An 18,925-nucleotide genomic window follows, 5' to 3' on the forward strand; every position below is an offset into this window, starting at 1 on the left:
CGGGGGGCAGGCATGGCTAGACATCTTATCTTACTAGCCGTTTCGGCTACATTTGGTGTTACGGCCCATTCTTTTTTTAACGTCAGGCTGCTGATCATTATCCTTATTTTTCTCTGTTTCCTTTATTTTTCGGTGGGGTTAAGCGTGAAGGCCCTTAGTTTTCATTTGGTGATCATGGGGATATTTCTAGGGGCTGCCTCCTTCTCCGATCACCGAAACAAAACTGCCTATCATGGAACGGAAAGTCGATTTATCATCACATTCACCGACCAACCGAATATAGATGGAAATTCATTAAAAGGATTCGTGCGCGGTGAGAAAGGTGAACGGCTAGTGTTTCGTTATAAGATCACGACCGAGTTGGAACAGGAAAAGCTGAGTCGGTTTCTGAGAATCGGTTTATCATGTCCGGCAAAAGGGACATTGCAAATTCCCGACAAAAACAGGAATGAAAACAGTTTCGATTACCAGCATTACCTTTTCCGCCAAGGCATCCATTGGATATTCAAAGCGGATGCCATTTCCTTTGAAGAATGCAAAAAGACTGGAACCTCGCTTCCAGTTTCGATTCGTAATTTGCGCCTGAAGGGAATTACGTATATTAGGGAACACTTTCCGGAAGAATCGAGCGGTTTTGTCACAGCTCTCATATTCGGCGACCAGACATATATAGATGAAGGCGACCTTACTAATTACCAGCGGTTGGGTCTGGTTCATTTACTGGCGATTTCCGGTCTCCATGTCAGTTTTTTAACGGGGATGTTATTTTATTTCGGCATCAGGGTTGGGATTATTCGGGAAAGAATGATCGTGGCCATCTTAATCTTCCTTCCGGTTTACATGTTACTTTCAGGTGCCAGTCCTTCTGTGGTGAGATCCTGTTTAATGGCTATGCTTTTCTTCCTGCTCCTGCTATTCAAGAAGCGGGTATCGGCGGGTGCCGCAATCGGATCGACCTATATGGCATTATTGTTTTTTCGGCCTAATATGATCTATGATATAGGTTTTCAGCTTTCATTCGCAGTCACTTTCTCCATTATTATGTCTTCAAGCATTTTCATACAATATCCTAAGAAAACAACGCAGCTATTCATCATCAGTTCCATCTGTCAATTGGCAGCCCTTCCGATTTTGCTTTTCCACTTTTTTGAAGTATCCTTTCTGGGCATGTTTCTCAACGTATTGTACGTTCCGCTTTATTCCATCATATTGCTGCCACTTTCACTGATTTCCCTCCTTATTCATTTATTGCTGCCTCCCTTGGGGCAACCCCTCATATCATTATTGAATTTCACATTCGTACTCTGCAATAAAGCCGCGGATGCAGCATCCGATTTGCCGCTGGCTTCCATTCCGTTTGGAAAACCACCTTTCATCATGATGGCATTACTTGTCATTTCCCTTTTAGGGTTATATCTGACTTGGGATGTATCATTTGAAAAAAGTAAAATCTGGTGTGTAATAATGATGGTTCTTTTGCTTTTTCAATATAATTTACAAAGGTTCTCTCCTTTTGGTGAAGTGCAGATCATCGACGTTGGACAAGGTGACTCCATTTTAATTATCCTGCCGTTCAATCGCGGCAATTATTTGATTGATACGGGCGGGCAAATTACATTTCCAATCGACCCATGGGCAAAAAAGCGAAAGAAGTTCAACACCGCGGATGATATCATTATTCCATTATTGAAAAGTAAGGGAATCCACCAATTGGACAAACTCATTTTAACCCATCCGGATGCAGATCATATGGGAAGTGCAAATGAATTGATCCAAAATTTTAATGTTGGGGAGATCATCATTGGAGGCTGGAGTGAAGAGCATTATAGGGATATGGATTTTGTGTCCATGGCAAGAGATAAAAAAATGAAAATGACTGTCTTGAGAAGGGGGGACCATTGGGTGGCAGACGGAGCGCCGTTTGCCGTGCTAAGTCCATATGAGAAAGAAGAAAATAAGAATGATTCATCCATAGTTCTATTCACGGAGCTTGGGGGATTGTCATGGTTATTAACTGGTGATATGGGAGAAGAAGGCGAAAAGGAACTATTGAGCACATATCCGCAGCTGAAGGCGGATATCTTGAAGGTTGGACACCATGGCAGTAAAACTTCTTCTACCTCGGCCTTCCTCGAAAAGCTACAGCCGAAAGCGGCGATCATTTCAGTTGGAAAAGATAATCGCTACGGTCACCCTCATGGGGACGTCATTGGGAATCTGGAGGGAAATGGCATAAAGGTGTTCAGGACGGACGAGGATGGTTCTATTATTTACAAGTATTATAAAAGCAGTGGAACCTTTCGGAAGACACTACCATAGTATGTAGAAAATCAAAAAGAAAGAGACTGCAGCGGCAGCCTCCATCAGGAAAAATAAGTGCATGTAGTTAAAGAAATCAGGATCCGACAGCTTTAATGACGACAGCTATGGTGAACATGGCTGCGAAAAACACAAAAGAACCGATGAATCCTATAGCGGAATCAGCGACGTCATCTGTTTTTGACTGAACATTCTTTTCGAATTCGTTCATTATTTACCCCTCCTATTTCTGCTAATAGTATAAAACATTACCAAAAAAAAATCTACAGGCTTCATTCCCTCATTTCCTTTACTGACAAGAGTTGACACAAATAGTTTGGGATTTTGAGGTCAAAATAAAAGTACAAACAAAGCAAGCGAAAGAGAAAAGCTCATTTCTTGTTCTGCATGAATACTCTACCCGCTTTCAAGGGAGATTACCCGGGCCTTTCTTGAAAGTGTTCATATAGATCCGGAACTGGCCCTTTTTAAGGGCTAGTTCCCTTTATAGCTTGTCAAATGGTCCATCCACCTATACCATTAGAGAAGAATACATAGTAAAGAGGCGGATTCTATTGGTATTAGATGTTTGGAAAAGTATAAAAAAAGGGCAATTCGCGCCAGTATACTTGTTATATGGGACAGAAGCCTATCTAATTAATGAAACAAAGCAGCTATTGATCGAGAATGTCCTTCACGAAGATGAGATGGATTTTAACTTTGCTCAATTTGATTTAGAAGAGACGCCTGTAGAAACTGCGCTTGAAGATGTCGAAACTCTCCCGTTTATCGGGGAAAGACGCCTTGTTTTCATGCAAAACCCATTTTTTTTGACAGCTGAAAAAACGAAGTCAAGAGTTGAACATAATGTGAAAAGACTGGAAGCGTATTTGGCTGACCCGGTCCCTTATTCCATTGTCGTATTGACCGCACCTTATGAGAAACTGGATGAACGGAAAAAAATCACCAAGGAACTGAAGCGTAAGGCGGTTCTTGTTGAAGCGAAGAAGCTTGGTGAACATGAGTTAAAAGGGTGGGTGAAGGAGAGGGTCGAAGCTTCTTCAGTCCAAATAGATGAGCAGGCTACAGAGCTTTTACTTGAACTTGCAGGAACGAATCTGATGATGCTGACCAATGAACTGGATAAAATGGTGCTTTATGCAGAAGCTGATAAACACATTACAGTCGAAATCGTGGAAAAGCTGGTCGCTAAATCCCTTGAACAGAATATCTTCACGCTTGTTGATCATGTGTTACAGCGAAAGATGGAGAGTGCCATGACGATACTGCACGATCTTCTCAGGCAGAATGAAGAGCCCATCAAAATCTTGAGTGTCATTGCAGGTCAGGTCAGGCTCATGTATCAAGTGAAGGAGCTTTCCCGTCAGGGCTATAGCCAGCAAAAAATTGCGGGTCAACTGAAGGTGCACCCCTACAGGGTAAAGCTGGCACTCGAAAAGACGGGGAAATTCCAGGAAAGCGAGCTGTTGAGCATCATGAACGACTTAGCAGAAGCGGATTATAAAATGAAGACCGGCCAAGCAGACAAGGCAATCACGCTTGAGCTGCTTCTTATGAAAATGAGATGATAAAAAAAGGTGGCGGATATCCTGTCACCTTTTTTTATGCAAAAAACGGCACAAAAAAAACGATCCGGTTGGATCGTTTATTTTTTGTCATTATGCGTTAAGAGCGTTAAGTCTTTTCGCTAAACGAGATTTTTTACGGGCTGCCGCATTTTTATGGATTAATCCTTTAGATGCAGCTTTGTCTAATTTCACAGCAGCTGTTAAAAGAGCTTCTTTAGCAGCTTCAACGTTTTCACCAGCTAATGCAACTTCAGCGTTTTTCACTGTAGTACGCATAGATGATCTAACAGTAATGTTATGAACGCGTTTTTTGTCGTTAATTTTTACACGTTTAATAGCAGATTTAATGTTTGGCATTCCGTTCACCTCCTACAAAGAAATCGAGATTATATGAACTCGACTTTTCAAATCCATATCAAATAGCACAAGTGATATTCTATCAGACTGCTCATAAATATGCAATACTTCAGATTGAGAATCGAAAAGGAATTATAATTTCGGGAATAAATTCATCTCGTCATCACTCATTGTACCAAAAAAATGAATAATAAAAAAGCAAAAATGACAGAATGTTTAAGAGAGACTATTGAAAATACTAGATTAGATACAATTCAAACATCAGGAGGCCGTTATGGAAAATAATTTGGACCTTAGTGAATACGGAATTCGTACAGATTTGGCGATAGAAGCAAAGGAAATCGCCCTTGAACATAAAGGTGTTGTTGAGGAAGTTGATGTATCCCGTATCGAAGGGGTCATTATTAAGGAAAAAGAAGTGGATGATCTGAAGGTATCCTTGGTCGAGGTCACGGCTGAGGGGGAAAAAGAAATCGGCAAGAAACAGGGCAGTTATTTGACCATCGAAGTGCAGGGCATCCGCCAGCAGGATACGGAAACGCAGCAACGGGTGGAGAAGGTGTTCGCCAACGAACTGGCTTACTTCTTGAAACGGAATAAAATCACCAAAGAAAGCAGCTGTTTGGTTGTCGGTCTAGGTAATTGGAATGTTACTCCCGATGCTCTGGGGCCAGCCGTCGTTGAGAACCTTGTAGTCACAAGACATTTGTTCGAATTGCAGCCGGAGTCCGTCAAGGAAGGCTATCGGCCGGTCAGTGCGATTTCACCGGGGGTGATGGGGATTACGGGAATCGAGACGAGTGACATCATTAAAGGAGTCATCGAAAAAAGTAATCCTGATTTCCTGATCGTCGTTGACGCATTGGCTGCCAGGTCGATCGAACGGGTGAATTCCACGATTCAAATTACGGATACAGGCATCCATCCGGGGTCTGGGGTTGGAAATAAACGAAAAGAATTGAGCCAGGATTCACTCGGAGTTCCTGTTATTGCAATTGGAATACCTACCGTCGTGGATGCCGTATCAATTGCCAGCGATACGATCGATTATATTTTGAAGCACTTTGGCAAGGAACTGAATGAAGGGGACAGGCCATCACGATCGTTGGCACCCGCTGGATTCAGTTTTGGGAAGCGCACGAAGCTGACAGAAGAGGATATGCCAGGTGAAAAGGAGCGCCAAACCTTCTTGGGAATGATAGGTGTCCTCCCTGATGAAGAGAAACGGAAATTGATTTATGAAGTGCTGTCACCGCTTGGTCAAAATTTAATGGTTACACCGAAAGAAGTCGATGTTTTCATTGAGGATATGGCCAATTTGATAGCCAATGGTTTAAATGCAGCCTTGCATCATTCAATAAATCAGGATAATACCGGCTATTACACCCGTTAAATCACTTTCAGTGCCCAAAAATGGTGTTCTACCCTTTCTAGCAAAGTCATAGGTATTAATAGACAAGCTATAGAGAGGGTGGAAGGATGAAAAGAAGAAATTCCCCAGGAATCATAACAGCCGTTCACGGATCAACAATAATAAAAACTTTTCTAGGTATTCTCGCCTTGCTTCTTTTTGTTTTTTCAGTCAGTGGGGTCATGACTTCCCTAAGACCGGAGTATCGGATATCTTCCAATTCCGTACATACTGTAGCCAACCAATTCTCGGGAAAAATGCTGTTCTCGATGCTGGCCAATGAAAACCATTATCTTTTTAATGCCCTGCCGGAAGGTAAGCAGGAATCAGTGATCACGAATCAATTGATAAAAGTCTCGACAAACATTTCACTCGAGGACCCGCGAAGTTTACTTGGCAGGGAATTGCCTGGTTTTTCGATTTTTGATAATGAGATCCTCGTTGCCGGGGAAGGGACGAATTATACGAATATGCCATATGAATCCTCGCCTCCGGTGGACGTGCTAAATGAAGAAAGGGATGCATCCCTGCAAAACCTGGATGAGATTGAAGAACCGGAAAAAGGAGCGGCCAATCAGCCGAAACAAACGACCAATGGACGGAAAGTGGTCGAGATTTACCATAGCCATAACCGGGAGTCCTATCTTCCATATTTAAAAGGCGTGACAAATCCGGACCTGGCCTATCATTCTAAAATCAATATCACGAAACTTGGGGAACGGATGGTTGAAGATTTGGCCGATAAGGGGATTGGCTCCTCGCTCGATAAAACGGATATCATGGGAAATCTGAATAATAAAGGATTGAATTATGCCAAATCGTATCAAGAATCACGAAAATCCGTACAAACGGCATTGGCCAATAACAAAGATTTAGAATATATGATCGACATCCATCGCGATTCAAAACGAAAAAAACATACGACCATTAACATTAATGGTAAAGATTATGCCAAGATCGCATTCGTGATCGGGGGGAATAACCCGAACTTTGAAAAAAATGCGGCGCTTGCCAATAAACTTCATAAAGCTCTGGAAAAAAAATATCCCGGAATTTCACGAGGGGTTATGAAACAGGGCGGAGCGGGTCAAAATGGAGTATATAATCAGGATTTATCAAGCAAAGCCATGCTTATTGAAGTTGGCGGTGTTGATAATACTTTCGAGGAAATGTATTTGACCGTTGATGCCTTTGCCGATGTTTTCAGTGAATTTTACTGGGATGCCAAAGCAGTGGATAACCCGACCGGGGATTCGGAAGCGAAGTAATTTGAAAGGAGTTCTCTTATCATGGTTCGATTTTGGTTGAAATGTACAGGGATCGTGCTCGTATTATTTTTAGGTGTTCTGATTGGGATGCAGCAAGCGAACGATGGGATGAAAAAAATGAAGGGGTATGAAGATCCCGCTTTGAATAGTGCATTCATTATTAACCAATCGGACCAAGGGGAGATGGAAGCGGATATCCTTGGCGAAAAAGTAACAAGTCATGATTTAGAGACGAAAAAAGAAAAACTTGAAGAAATGAAAGCCTTCAACTTTTTTTCATCGATCGGCAAAACGCTTGGAGAGTCCATATCGGGTGCCTTCCAAGCCCTGATCGATATGATTTAGGTATGAAATAAGGTGAGTGCCCTGCCAAAAGGCTGCATCCGAATCCGGAATGCAGCCTTTTTTTATCCTTTGGCCTGCAATGATGCTTCTTTTGTAACTATTCTGTTGAATCTTGCATTTTCTATTGATATAATAAAAAATAGTGTATTGTGTCGACTAGTGGGAGTGAACGTCATGAATAGAGAAGAAAAATTAAAAAGACAATCAAAAATTCGTAACTTTTCCATCATCGCTCATATTGATCATGGTAAATCTACATTGGCGGATCGTATCATAGAAAAAACGAACGCCATGACTCAGCGTGAAATGAAGAGTCAGTTGCTGGATTCCATGGATTTAGAACGTGAGCGCGGAATTACGATTAAATTGAATGCGATTCAATTGAAATATAAAGCGAAAGATGGAGAAGAATATATCTTCCATCTTATTGATACACCGGGACATGTCGATTTTACGTATGAAGTGTCACGAAGTCTTGCAGCATGTGAAGGCGCTGTCCTTGTTGTCGATGCGGCACAGGGGATTGAGGCCCAAACGCTAGCAAACGTGTATTTAGCTTTGGACAACAACCTTGAAATCATTCCGGTCATCAATAAAATTGATTTGCCGAGTGCGGATCCGGAACGTGTGCGTGGAGAAATCGAGGAAGTGATCGGATTGGATGCTTCCGATGCTGTCTTGGCTTCGGCTAAAGCCGGAATCGGAATCGAGGAGATTTTGGAACAGGTCGTTGAATTGGTTCCAGCTCCACAAGGTGATCCGGATGCTCCTTTCAAGGCGCTTATTTTCGATTCACTGTTTGATGCGTACCGGGGTGTAGTTGCCTATATCCGTGTTGTCGAGGGTTCCGTTAAAGTGGGCGACAAAATCAAAATGATGTCCACTGGCAAGGAATTCGATGTTACCGAATTGGGAGTCTTCAACCCTAAGACCCAGCTGTTGGATGAACTGAACGTAGGTGATGTAGGTTTCCTTACGGCATCCATTAAAAACGTTGGTGATACGACTGTTGGCGATACGATTACAAGTGCCGTGAATAGTGCGACGGAACCATTGCCTGGTTACAGGAAGATGAATCCGATGGTATATTGCGGTTTATACCCGATTGACGCATCGAAATTCAATGATTTACGGGATGCATTGGAGAAATTGGAATTGAATGATTCAGCGCTTCAGTTCGAAGCGGAATCGTCGCAAGCATTGGGCTTCGGTTTCCGTTGCGGATTCCTTGGGCTCCTTCATATGGAAATTATCCAGGAACGGATTGAACGTGAATTCAAAATCGATCTGATCACCACTGCACCGAGTGTTATTTATGATGTGGTCCTAACGGACGGAACGGTCCTGAAAGTGGATAACCCGTCTAATATGCCTGATGCCCAAAAGATCGAACGGGTCGAGGAGCCATATGTCAAAGCAACGATGATGGCACCGACGGAGTTTGTCGGGGCGATCATGGAAATCTGTCAAAACAAACGCGGTAACTTCATTGATATGGAATATATCGATGAGACCCGTGTGAGCATTCATTACGAAATTCCATTATCGGAGATCGTGTATGATTTCTTCGATCAATTGAAATCCAATACAAGGGGCTATGCTTCATTTGATTATGAGCTGATCGGCTACAAACCGTCCAAGCTTGTGAAGATGGATATCCTATTGAATTCTGAAACTGTCGATGCTTTAAGTTTCATCGTTCATAAGGACTTTGCATATGAACGCGGTAAAGTCATTGTTGAAAAATTGAAGAAGCTGATTCCAAGGCAACAATTTGAAGTGCCGATCCAAGCGGCAATCGGGCAAAAAATCATAGCCCGTTCTTCGATTAGTGCAATGCGCAAAAACGTATTGGCTAAATGTTACGGCGGCGATATTTCCCGTAAACGTAAGTTGCTCGAAAAACAGAAAGAAGGTAAAAAGCGGATGAAACAAGTAGGTTCCGTTGAAGTTCCGCAAGAAGCTTTCATGGCTGTTTTGAAAATGGATGATACGACACCCAAAAAATAAATAAAATAAACGATAGTTAGAAAAAAGAGGGTAGAGGAGATCTAGCCTCTTTTTCTATCGACTCATTCGATTAAAAGGTTGTGAACACAATGATCAAAAGCGCCTACCTCCATATACCATTTTGTGAACATATTTGTCATTATTGTGATTTCAATAAAGTATTTTTGCAGGGGCAGCCGGTCGACGAATATTTACAGATGATGAAAAGGGAAATGCAGATGCAGCTTTCCAAATACCCGACTGCGGGTTTGGATACGGTTTTCGTCGGTGGAGGGACACCGACCTCTCTAGATGAAAAGCAGCTTGCCTTCTTATGTGAAGCAATCAATGAAACCCTGCCCTTTGAACCTACAAAGGCTGAATATACATTCGAAGCCAATCCAGGGGATCTTTCGAGGGAAAAACTCGAGATTCTTTATGATTCAGGGGTCAATAGACTTAGCTTTGGAGTGCAAAGCTTCAATGATGAATTACTAAAACGAATTGGCCGGACTCACCGGGCTTCTGAAGTATATGAAACGATTTCTTTGGCTCAAGAGGTTGGCTTTACGAATATAAGCATCGACTTGATTTATGGATTGCCGGGCCAAACGATGGAAGACTTCAAGGATACACTGGATAAAGCGATTGCCCTTCAATTGCCGCACTATTCCAGCTACTCATTGATTGTTGAGCCGAAGACGGTTTTTTATAATCAGATGCGAAGGGGGAAATTGAACCTGCCGCCGCAGGAGCTAGAGGCTTCGATGTATGAGAGGCTGATGGAACAGATGGAGAAGCACGGTCTGCATCAATATGAAATCAGTAATTTTGCCCGAGCTGGGTTTGAAAGCAGGCACAATCTGACATATTGGAATAATGCGGGGTATTATGGCATTGGTGCAGGTGCACATGGCTATACTGGAGGTAAAAGGGTGGCCAATCATGGGCCTGTGAAGAAATATATCACACCATTGCTGGCGAACGAGCTCCCTGTGTTGGAAGAACACCCGGTACCGCTTCATGAACGGATGGAAGAGGAGATGTTTTTGGGGCTCCGGAAAACGGAAGGGGTTTCATTGCAAATCTTTAAGGGTAAATTTTTTGTTGAAATGACGGAGATTTTCAGGAAACCGCTCGAAGAAGGGGTGGCAAAGGGTCTGCTAAAAGTGGAAGACGGGTTTGTGCGCTTGACTGAGCGGGGCAAACTGCTGGGAAATGAAGTGTTCCAATCATTTTTAGGCGTTATTGAATCCGACTGAAGAAAATCTATGTTATTTTAACGATGAATTAGCGGTTTTCATTGTTGACATCATAAGCTTCATTTGATAATTTATTAGTATATTAGCACTCGATGAGACAGAGTGCTAACAGAGGTGATCATACATGCTAACTGATCGTCAATTATTGATTCTACAAGTGATAATCGAGGATTTCATCCATTCTGCCCAGCCAGTCGGGTCACGAAGCTTGTCGAAGAAAGATGAAATTACGTTCAGCTCTGCCACAATTCGCAATGAAATGTCTGATCTTGAAGAAATGGGGTTTTTGGAAAAAACCCATACTTCTTCAGGTAGGATCCCTTCTGAAAAAGGGTATAGATATTATGTGGATCATTTACTTTCTCCTCAAGCTCCGAAAAAGAATGAAATGAAGATATTAAAATCCGTTTTTGTAGAACGAATTTATGAATTGGAAAAGATCGTTCAGAAGTCAGCGAAAATACTTTCGGAACTGACGAATTATACGGCAATTGTACTCGGGCCAAAAGTGAATGAGCATAAGCTGAAAAAAATCCAGATCATTCCTTTAAGTCCTGAAACGGCAATAGCCATCATTATTACGGATACAGGTCATGTGGAAAATCGAATGATTTCCTTACCGCCTTCTTTTGATATAAATGAAATTGAAAAGATGGTGAACATATTGAATTCCCGCTTGGTCGATGTTCCGCTTGTTGATCTAAAGGATAAGATCTATAAGGAAGTTGCCGTTCTATTGAGCCGCCACATTCATAACTATGGATCGATGGTCTCGATCCTTGCGGAGACCCTGACGGATACAAAGCCCGAAAAAATATTTTTCGGCGGGAAAACGAATATGCTGAGGCAGCCGGAGTTCCATGATATTGCTAAAGTAAGCACGCTTTTATCAATGATTGAGCAGGAACAGGGATTTTATGAACTTATTACTCAAAATCCATCGGGCATCCACGTCAAGATCGGCCGTGAAAACCAAAACACGGTTCTTGATGATTGCAGTTTGATTACGGCAACCTACTCAATCGGGCAGGAGCAAGTTGGCACATTGGCCATATTGGGTCCAACGAGGATGGAATATTCGAGAGTGATCAGTTTGCTTTCGTTTTTCTCGAAAGATTTAACGGCCCTGATGACAAAACTGTATCAAAAATAGTAGCAAAGGTAATATTGTTAAGGTGGCGGAGGGGTATTTTCCGCGGCCTGGCATATTACTTTAGCATAAATTGTATAACCCTTTTAGGGAGGTGAGATTGTGACAGAAAATAAAAACGAAGAACAAACATTGGAAAATGAAACAATCGAGGAAAGCGCTGCAGAAGCAGTTTTCGCTGAAGAAGAAATTCCAGCGGAAGAAAACCAAGAGGAAACTCCGGTTGAAAAAGATGAACTTCAATTGGCTCAAGAAAAGATTGCCGAACTTGAGGCGAAAATCGAAGAAATGGATAACCGTTACCTTCGTCTGCAGGCCGATTTTGATAATTCAAGACGCCGTGCCAAGCTTGATATGGAGGCGGCTCAAAAATATAGAGTTCAAAGTATTGCCAGTGATTTAGTTGAGGCTCTTGATAATTTTGAAAGAGCTACAAAAATCGAAGCGGATAATGAACAGACAAAATCCTTGCTATCCGGCATGGAAATGGTCTATAAAGCGATTACTGATGCATTGAATAAAGAAGGCATCGAACCGATCAGTTCGGTTGGCGAAGAGTTCGATCCGCGTTTGCATCAAGCGGTCATGCAAGTTCAAGATGAAAACTTCGGTTCGAACATCGTCGTCGAGGAATTCCAAAAAGGATACATTCTTAAAGACCGTGTGATTCGACCTGCAATGGTAAAAGTGAACGAATAGATTTTTACATATAAATAATTGGGAGGTAGTGAAACTATGAGCAAGATTATTGGTATTGACTTAGGTACAACAAACTCTTGTGTATCTGTACTTGAAGGCGGGGAACCAAAAGTAATCCCGAATCCAGAAGGAAACCGTACGACTCCATCCGTAGTGGCATTCAAAAATGGTGAAAGGCAAGTAGGGGAAGTGGCAAAACGCCAAGCGATTACAAACCCTAACACGATCATTTCGATTAAACGCCATATGGGTACCGACCATAAAGAAGTCATTGAAGGAAAAGAATACTCACCTCAAGAAGTTTCTGCAATCATCCTTCAATACTTGAAATCATACGCTGAAGAGTATCTTGGCGAAAAAGTTACGAAAGCGGTTATCACAGTACCTGCTTACTTCAATGATGCAGAACGTCAAGCAACTAAGGATGCAGGTCAAATTGCCGGCCTTGAAGTGGAACGTATCATCAACGAACCGACAGCTGCAGCACTTGCATACGGTTTGGATAAAACGGAAGAAGATCAAACGATCCTTGTATTCGACCTTGGCGGCGGTACGTTTGACGTATCGATCATGGAACTGGGAGACGGCGTTTTCGAAGTTAAGTCCACAGCTGGTGACAACCGTCTAGGTGGGGATGATTTCGACCAAGTCATCATCGATTACCTAGTTGAGGCATTCAAGAAAGAAAACGGAATCGACCTTTCAAAAGATAAAATGGCTGTTCAACGTTTGAAAGATGCAGCTGAAAAAGCGAAAAAAGATCTTTCAGGCGTAACGTCAACTCAAATTTCTTTACCGTTCATCACTGCTGGGGAAGCTGGCCCGCTTCACTTGGATGTAACGATGACTAGAGCTAAATTCGACGAGCTTTCCACTGGACTTGTGGAACGTACCATGGGACCAACTCGTCAAGCATTGAAAGATGCTGGCCTTTCAGCATCTGAAATCGACAAAGTAATCCTTGTTGGTGGATCAACACGTATTCCTGCGGTTGTTGAAGCGATCAAAAAGGAAATCGGTCAAGAACCAAGCAAAGGTGTAAACCCTGATGAAGTAGTGGCTATGGGTGCTGCAATCCAAGGTGGCGTATTAACAGGGGATGTTAAAGACGTTGTCCTTCTTGATGTAACACCACTTTCACTTGGAATTGAAACGATGGGCGGAGTATTCACGAAACTGATTGACCGTAATACTACGATTCCGACAAGTAAATCACAAGTATTCTCGACAGCGGCTGATAACCAAACGGCAGTTGATATCCATGTCCTTCAAGGTGAGCGTCCAATGTCAGCGGATAACAAAACTCTTGGCCGTTTCCAATTGAGTGACATTCCACCGGCACCGCGTGGAGTTCCACAAGTTGAAGTGACATTCGATATCGATAAAAACGGAATCGTGAACGTTCGTGCGAAAGATCTTGGCACGAACAAAGAACAAGCGATCACAATCAAATCATCTTCAGGACTTTCTGATGAAGAGATCGAACGCATGGTACGTGAAGCGGAAGAAAATGCCGATAGCGATAAACAACGTAAAGAAGAAGTCGAACTTCGTAACGAAGCTGACCAACTAGTTTTCCAAACGGAAAAAACGCTTAAAGATCTAGAAGGTAAAGTGGATGAAGCGGAAGTAACAAAAGCGAATGAAGCGAAGGATGAACTGAAAGCTGCAATCGAGAAAAATGAGCTTGAAGAAATCCGCGTGAAAAAAGATGCGCTTAACGAAATCGTTCAAGCTTTGACAATGAAGCTTTATGAAGAAGCGGCAAAAGCTCAGCAAGCTGGCGAAGCCGGTGCTGGCGAGTCTGCTAAAGACGATAATGTGGTTGATGCTGAATACACGGAAGTTAACGAAGAAGAGAAAAAATAAATAGTGGCCCAATCGGGACACTGATATATTGGGCAGTATTTCTGCCTGCCATTGTAAAAAAGTCAAAGTCAGGTTATCTTGACTTTGGCTTTTTTACAGTGAATGGAATCATTGTCGGAAGTATTACAATCACTGGTGGGGAATCGTTGGATTTTAGAGGGAAATGTGTGCAAATTGGCGCTGGCAATACCATTTGCAAAAATGTGCTAAAGCCGTTTGTACTTTTCTAGTTGATTATTATCTTCGTTCAGTGATAATATTACCTTTATGTGAATCGAATCGGGAGTGGATTTTAGATATGAGTAAACGCGATTATTATGAGGTGTTAGGCCTTTCGAAGAGTGCTTCGAAGGATGAAATCAAAAAAGCGTATCGAAAGCTCTCCAAACAATATCACCCTGATATTAATAAAGCGGACGATGCTGCGGATAAATTCAAGGAAATCAAGGAAGCTTACGAAGTATTGAGTGACGAACAGAAAAAGGCCCATTATGACCAATTTGGGCACACAGATCCCAATCAAGGCTTTGGCGGTCAGGACTTTGGCGGTTTCGGCGGTTTTGAAGATATTTTCAGTAGCTTTTTTGGTGGCGGCGGACGCAGGAGAGATCCTAATGCACCGCGTCAAGGGGCGGATTTACAGTATACGATGACGCTTTCTTTTGAAGAGGCTGCATTTGGAAAAGAAACGGAAATCGAAATTCCGCGTGAAGAGAATTGTGATACTTGTAAAGGATCCGGTGCAAAACCAGGTACAAAAGTGGAAAACTGTTCACATTGCCATGGAACCGGTCAATTGAATGTTGAACAAAACACAGCGTTCGGAAGGATTGTGAACCGGAGAGCATGTCACCATTGTCAAGGAACAGGAAAAATCATACCTAATAAATGTTCAACATGCGGCGGTGACGGAAAAGTCCAAAAACGTAAAAAGATCCAAGTCAAGGTGCCGGCAGGAATTGATGATGGCCAGCAGTTGCGGGTAACCGGACAAGGAGAGCCAGGAATCAATGGCGGTCCGGCAGGAGACCTGTATGTAGTCTTCCATGTACGCAGCCATGAGTTCTTTGAGCGGGATGGCGATGATATTTATTGTGAAATGCCGGTTACTTTTGCCCAGGCGGCATTAGGCGATGAAATAGAAGTTCCGACGCTTCATGGAAAAGTGAAGCTGAAGATTCCTGCAGGTACACAAACAAGCACTCGTTTCCGTTTAAAAGGCAAAGGGGTTCCGAATGTCAGAGGTTATGGCCAAGGAGATCAGCATGTGGTCGTATTAGTGGTCACGCCTAAGAAATTAACGGAAAAACAAAAGGACCTGCTTCGTGAGTTCAGTGATATCAGCGGACATGGTGTAGATGAACAAGATGATGGCTTTTTCTCAAAAGTAAAGCGTGCTTTCAAAGATAGGTGAATAAAAGTAAAAGAACAAATTGGGAGTTGGTAGATTATGAAGTGGTCTGAATTTGCAATCCAAACAACGAATGAAGCGGTTGAACCTGTTTCGAATATTCTTCATGAGGCAGGTGCGAGTGGTGTTGTCATTGAGGATCCTCTAGAATTAGTCAAGGAACGAGAAAATGTTTTTGGCGAAATCTACCACTTAAACCCAGATGATTATCCGAATGAAGGGGTAGTCATTAAGGCTTATTTGCCTGTTAACAGCTTCCTTGGCGATACTATTGATGCAATTAAGGAATCAATCAATAATCTCCTTCTTTTTGATATAGACCTTGGGAAAAATATTGTTTCAATTAGTGAAGTGAATGAAGAAGAGTGGGCGACGGCTTGGAAAAAATATTATAACCCTGTCAAGATATCTGAACGTTTTACCATCGTGCCGACATGGGAAGACTACACTCCAGTAAGCAGTGACGAATTGATCATTGAACTTGATCCAGGCATGGCCTTCGGTACGGGTACACACCCGACGACGGTCATGTGTATCCAAGCGCTGGAGCGTACAGTACAGCCTGGGGATTTAGTCGTTGACGTAGGAACTGGTTCTGGTGTTCTGAGTATTGCAGCTGCATTATTGGAGGCAAAACGAATCCAGTCCCTTGATTTGGATGAAGTGGCAGTAGAGTCAGCCAAACAAAATGTGGAATTAAATAACGTGCAGGATAAAGTATCCGTCTCACAAGGCAATTTACTGGATGGAGTGAATGAGCAAGCGGATATCGTCGTCGCTAATATTCTTGCCGAAGTGATCATGCGTTTTACGGATGATGTAGCGAAAGTGGTTAAACCTGGAGGATATTTCATCGCTTCCGGAATCATTCAAACTAAGAAACAAGATGTGAAGGATGCGATTATAGCATCTGGATTCACCGTCGAGGAAACGATCTTGATGGAAGATTGGGTGGCAATAATCGCGAAAAGAAATGATTAATTGAAAAAGTTACTCTGATTATCGGTTTTTTTGATAGTCAGAGTACCTTTTTTTAGCTTGAATATTTGCACGGGTTGCATTCTGGATTCCTGACTGTTAGCCTGTGAGTTTTTTAGACTAGACGAAGTAGGTGGCAGTGTGCAACGGTATTTTCTTAACGAAGCAGATATCAATGGAAACACGGTGAAGATATCAGGCGATGATTTTCACCATATCGCCAGGGTGATGAGAATGGGACCAGGGGAACGGATCATCACGGTGAAAGGTAATGGTATGACAGCTATCGCGGAAATTTCGGAAATTACGGATGATGCTGTTATAGGGACGGTTACCGAATGGAAGAATGAAGAAAAGGAACTTCCTGTAAGGGTTGTGATAGCGAGCGGTCTGCCTAAAGGGGATAAGTTGGAATATATCGTCCAAAAGGGCACCGAACTGGGTGCCGTTGAATTTATCCCTTTTATTGCTGCTCGTTCGGTGGTAAAATGGGACCACAAAAAGGTAGGTAAGAAATTGGAGAGACTCCAGAAGATTTCAAAAGAGGCGGCTGAGCAATCCCACCGCACGGTTATCCCTGCCATCAAGGAACCGATGACGGCAGATCAGCTAGCTGGATATGCTTCCGGTTTCGATCATAAATTAATCGCTTTTGAAGAAGAGGCAAAACGGGGGGAAACTTCTGTACTCGCTTCTGTCTTGAAAGATATCGCCGCTGGGCAATCCATCCTGTTCGTATTTGGGCCTGAGGGTGGTTTGGCGGATAAGGAAATAGAAAAACTGACTGATGCCGGTTTTATGGCTTGCGGTCTTGGACCAAGAATATTAAGAACTGAAACAGCACCTTTATATGCACTTTCCGCTGTTTCTTATCATGTAGAACTTTTGAGGTGATGAAAAATGGCAACGGTCGCTTTCCATACATTAGGCTGCAAAGTGAATCATTATGAAACAGAGGCTATATGGCAATTATTCAAAACGGGGGGATATGATCGTGTTGAGTATGAACATGCATCGGATGTATATGTCATCAACACATGCACGGTGACGAACACTGGCGATAAGAAAAGCCGTCAGGTCATCCGTCGTGCTATTCGTAAGAACCCGAATGCCGTAATAGCGGTAACGGGATGTTACGCACAGACATCGCCGGCAGAGATCATGGCCATACCAGGTGTGGATATTGTTGTAGGAACACAAGACAGGGTTAAACTCCTTGATTACATTGAGCAATTCAAGGTAGAACGTGAACCAATCAATGCCGTAGGAAATATCATGAAAAACCGTGTCTATGAAGAGCTGGATGTGCCTGCTTTTACAGACCGTACACGTGCTTCACTGAAGATTCAGGAAGGCTGCAATAATTTCTGCACTTTCTGCATCATCCCTTGGGCTCGTGGTTTGATGCGTTCCCGCGATCCAAAAGAAGTCATACACCAAGCTGAACAGCTTGTCGAGGCAGGCTATAAAGAGCTAGTCCTCACCGGAATTCATACTGGCGGCTACGGAGATGATTTAAAAGACTATAATTTGGCGATGCTGCTGCGGGACTTGGAAAAAGTCGATGGGCTGAAGCGTATCCGTATTTCATCCATTGAAGCCAGCCAAATTACAGATGAAATCATTGAAGTGCTGACGAATTCGAAAAAAGTGGTACGTCATTTGCATATACCAATCCAATCGGGTTCCGATACAGTTCTAAAACGGATGAGACGTAAATATACGATGGATTTCTTCGGTGATCGAATCGAAAAGTTGAAAATCGCACTTCCTGGTCTTGCTGTTACTTCTGATGTCATCGTAGGTTTCCCGGGAGAGACCGAAGAAGAATTCATGGAGACATTTAACTTTATAGAAAAATATAAATTCTCCGAACTTCATGTTTTCCCTTATTCAAAACGGACAGGGACTCCGGCTGCACGTATGGAAGATCAAGTGGATGAAGATATCAAAAATGAACGCGTCCACCGTCTTATCGCGTTGTCGGATCAGCTGGCAAAAGAGTATGCCTCCCGATTCGAGGGGGAAGTTCTGGAAGTCATTCCTGAAACGAAGTTGGAAAATGGCCTTTATGAGGGCTACTCCGATAATTACATGAAAATCGTCTTTCCGGCTTCGGATGAAATGATCGGTGAAATCGTCAAGGTGAAAATCACAAAGTCTGGCTATCCATCTAGTGAAGGTCAGTTCGTGACGGTAGTGAAGGATTTTCCGTTGCAACAAGCATCCAATATCTAAGACAGCGGTTAATCGCTGTCTTTTTTTTTATCCTTTTTTTGATGTGTTTTCTTGGCACTTT

Annotated in this window: 16 protein-coding genes; 14 read left to right on the top strand and 2 right to left on the bottom strand. The window is 42.7% G+C overall.

Annotation, left to right across the window (positions count from 1 at the left end; genetic code table 11):
* Positions 1 to 12: 12 nt before the first annotated feature.
* Entirely contained in the window at positions 13 to 2,319 is a 2,307-nt protein-coding gene (locus ACQKNS_RS13555) for a DNA internalization-related competence protein ComEC/Rec2 (protein ID WP_427643559.1), read from the top strand.
* Between the two features lie 76 nt (positions 2,320 to 2,395).
* Here the strand turns inward: ACQKNS_RS13555 and ACQKNS_RS13560 are convergent, their stop codons facing one another.
* Complete coding sequence (locus ACQKNS_RS13560) at positions 2,396 to 2,530, bottom strand: YqzM family protein (RefSeq protein WP_034308559.1); 135 nt, start codon at positions 2,528 to 2,530, stop codon at positions 2,396 to 2,398.
* A gap of 343 nt (positions 2,531 to 2,873) precedes the next feature.
* On the opposite strand from ACQKNS_RS13560, the gene holA reads away from it, so the two are divergent.
* Entirely contained in the window at positions 2,874 to 3,887 is a 1,014-nt protein-coding gene (gene holA / locus ACQKNS_RS13565) for a DNA polymerase III subunit delta (RefSeq protein WP_427643561.1), read from the top strand.
* Positions 3,888 to 3,977: 90 nt separating this feature from the next.
* On the opposite strand, the gene rpsT is transcribed toward holA, so the two are convergent.
* The gene (rpsT, locus tag ACQKNS_RS13570; RefSeq protein WP_207437127.1) at positions 3,978 to 4,244 is read right to left on the bottom strand and encodes a 30S ribosomal protein S20; all 267 of its coding nucleotides are present in this window, start codon (positions 4,242 to 4,244) and stop codon (positions 3,978 to 3,980) included.
* A 274-nt stretch (positions 4,245 to 4,518) separates the two neighbouring features.
* Here rpsT and gpr point away from each other — a divergent pair, with 274 nt between their 5' ends.
* From gpr to mtaB, 12 genes are all read left to right on the top strand, one after another.
* Positions 4,519 to 5,637: a GPR endopeptidase gene (gene gpr, locus ACQKNS_RS13575; protein ID WP_427643563.1), complete on the top strand. Its 1,119-nt coding sequence runs from the start codon at positions 4,519 to 4,521 to the stop codon at positions 5,635 to 5,637.
* Between the two features lie 86 nt (positions 5,638 to 5,723).
* A complete protein-coding gene (gene spoIIP, locus ACQKNS_RS13580) occupies positions 5,724 to 6,923 on the top strand; it encodes a stage II sporulation protein P (protein WP_427643564.1) in 1,200 nt (399 codons plus the stop codon).
* 21 nt (positions 6,924 to 6,944) lie between these two features.
* Complete coding sequence (locus ACQKNS_RS13585) at positions 6,945 to 7,268, top strand: YqxA family protein (RefSeq protein ID WP_427643566.1); 324 nt, start codon at positions 6,945 to 6,947, stop codon at positions 7,266 to 7,268.
* Between the two features lie 174 nt (positions 7,269 to 7,442).
* On the top strand, positions 7,443 to 9,278 hold the full coding sequence (lepA, locus tag ACQKNS_RS13590; RefSeq protein ID WP_427643568.1) for a translation elongation factor 4: 1,836 nt from the start codon (positions 7,443 to 7,445) through the stop codon (positions 9,276 to 9,278).
* 89 nt (positions 9,279 to 9,367) lie between these two features.
* On the top strand, positions 9,368 to 10,519 hold the full coding sequence (gene hemW, locus ACQKNS_RS13595; protein WP_427643570.1) for a radical SAM family heme chaperone HemW: 1,152 nt from the start codon (positions 9,368 to 9,370) through the stop codon (positions 10,517 to 10,519).
* A gap of 124 nt (positions 10,520 to 10,643) precedes the next feature.
* Positions 10,644 to 11,672 carry a heat-inducible transcriptional repressor HrcA gene (gene hrcA / locus ACQKNS_RS13600; RefSeq protein ID WP_076365204.1) on the top strand — a complete coding sequence of 343 codons (1,029 nt, stop codon included), beginning with the start codon at positions 10,644 to 10,646 and terminating at the stop codon, positions 11,670 to 11,672.
* A 99-nt stretch (positions 11,673 to 11,771) separates the two neighbouring features.
* Complete coding sequence (gene grpE, locus ACQKNS_RS13605; protein WP_427643573.1) at positions 11,772 to 12,368, top strand: nucleotide exchange factor GrpE; 597 nt, start codon at positions 11,772 to 11,774, stop codon at positions 12,366 to 12,368.
* 36 nt (positions 12,369 to 12,404) lie between these two features.
* Entirely contained in the window at positions 12,405 to 14,237 is a 1,833-nt protein-coding gene (dnaK, locus tag ACQKNS_RS13610; RefSeq protein ID WP_283897468.1) for a molecular chaperone DnaK, read from the top strand.
* Positions 14,238 to 14,535: 298 nt separating this feature from the next.
* Positions 14,536 to 15,651, top strand: a complete 1,116-nt coding sequence (gene dnaJ, locus ACQKNS_RS13615; protein ID WP_427643575.1) for a molecular chaperone DnaJ — start codon at positions 14,536 to 14,538, stop codon at positions 15,649 to 15,651.
* Positions 15,652 to 15,687: 36 nt separating this feature from the next.
* Positions 15,688 to 16,629, top strand: a complete 942-nt coding sequence (gene prmA / locus ACQKNS_RS13620) for a 50S ribosomal protein L11 methyltransferase (RefSeq protein ID WP_427643577.1) — start codon at positions 15,688 to 15,690, stop codon at positions 16,627 to 16,629.
* Between the two features lie 138 nt (positions 16,630 to 16,767).
* Positions 16,768 to 17,520, top strand: coding sequence for a 16S rRNA (uracil(1498)-N(3))-methyltransferase (locus tag ACQKNS_RS13625; RefSeq protein WP_427643579.1), 753 nt, complete (start codon positions 16,768 to 16,770; stop codon positions 17,518 to 17,520).
* Between the two features lie 6 nt (positions 17,521 to 17,526).
* The gene (gene mtaB / locus ACQKNS_RS13630) at positions 17,527 to 18,864 is read left to right on the top strand and encodes a tRNA (N(6)-L-threonylcarbamoyladenosine(37)-C(2))-methylthiotransferase MtaB (RefSeq protein ID WP_427643581.1); all 1,338 of its coding nucleotides are present in this window, start codon (positions 17,527 to 17,529) and stop codon (positions 18,862 to 18,864) included.
* Positions 18,865 to 18,925: the final 61 nt, after the last annotated feature.

The organism is Peribacillus sp. NPDC094092, assembly GCF_050279365.1.
GTDB lineage: Bacteria > Bacillota > Bacilli > Bacillales > DSM-1321 > Peribacillus.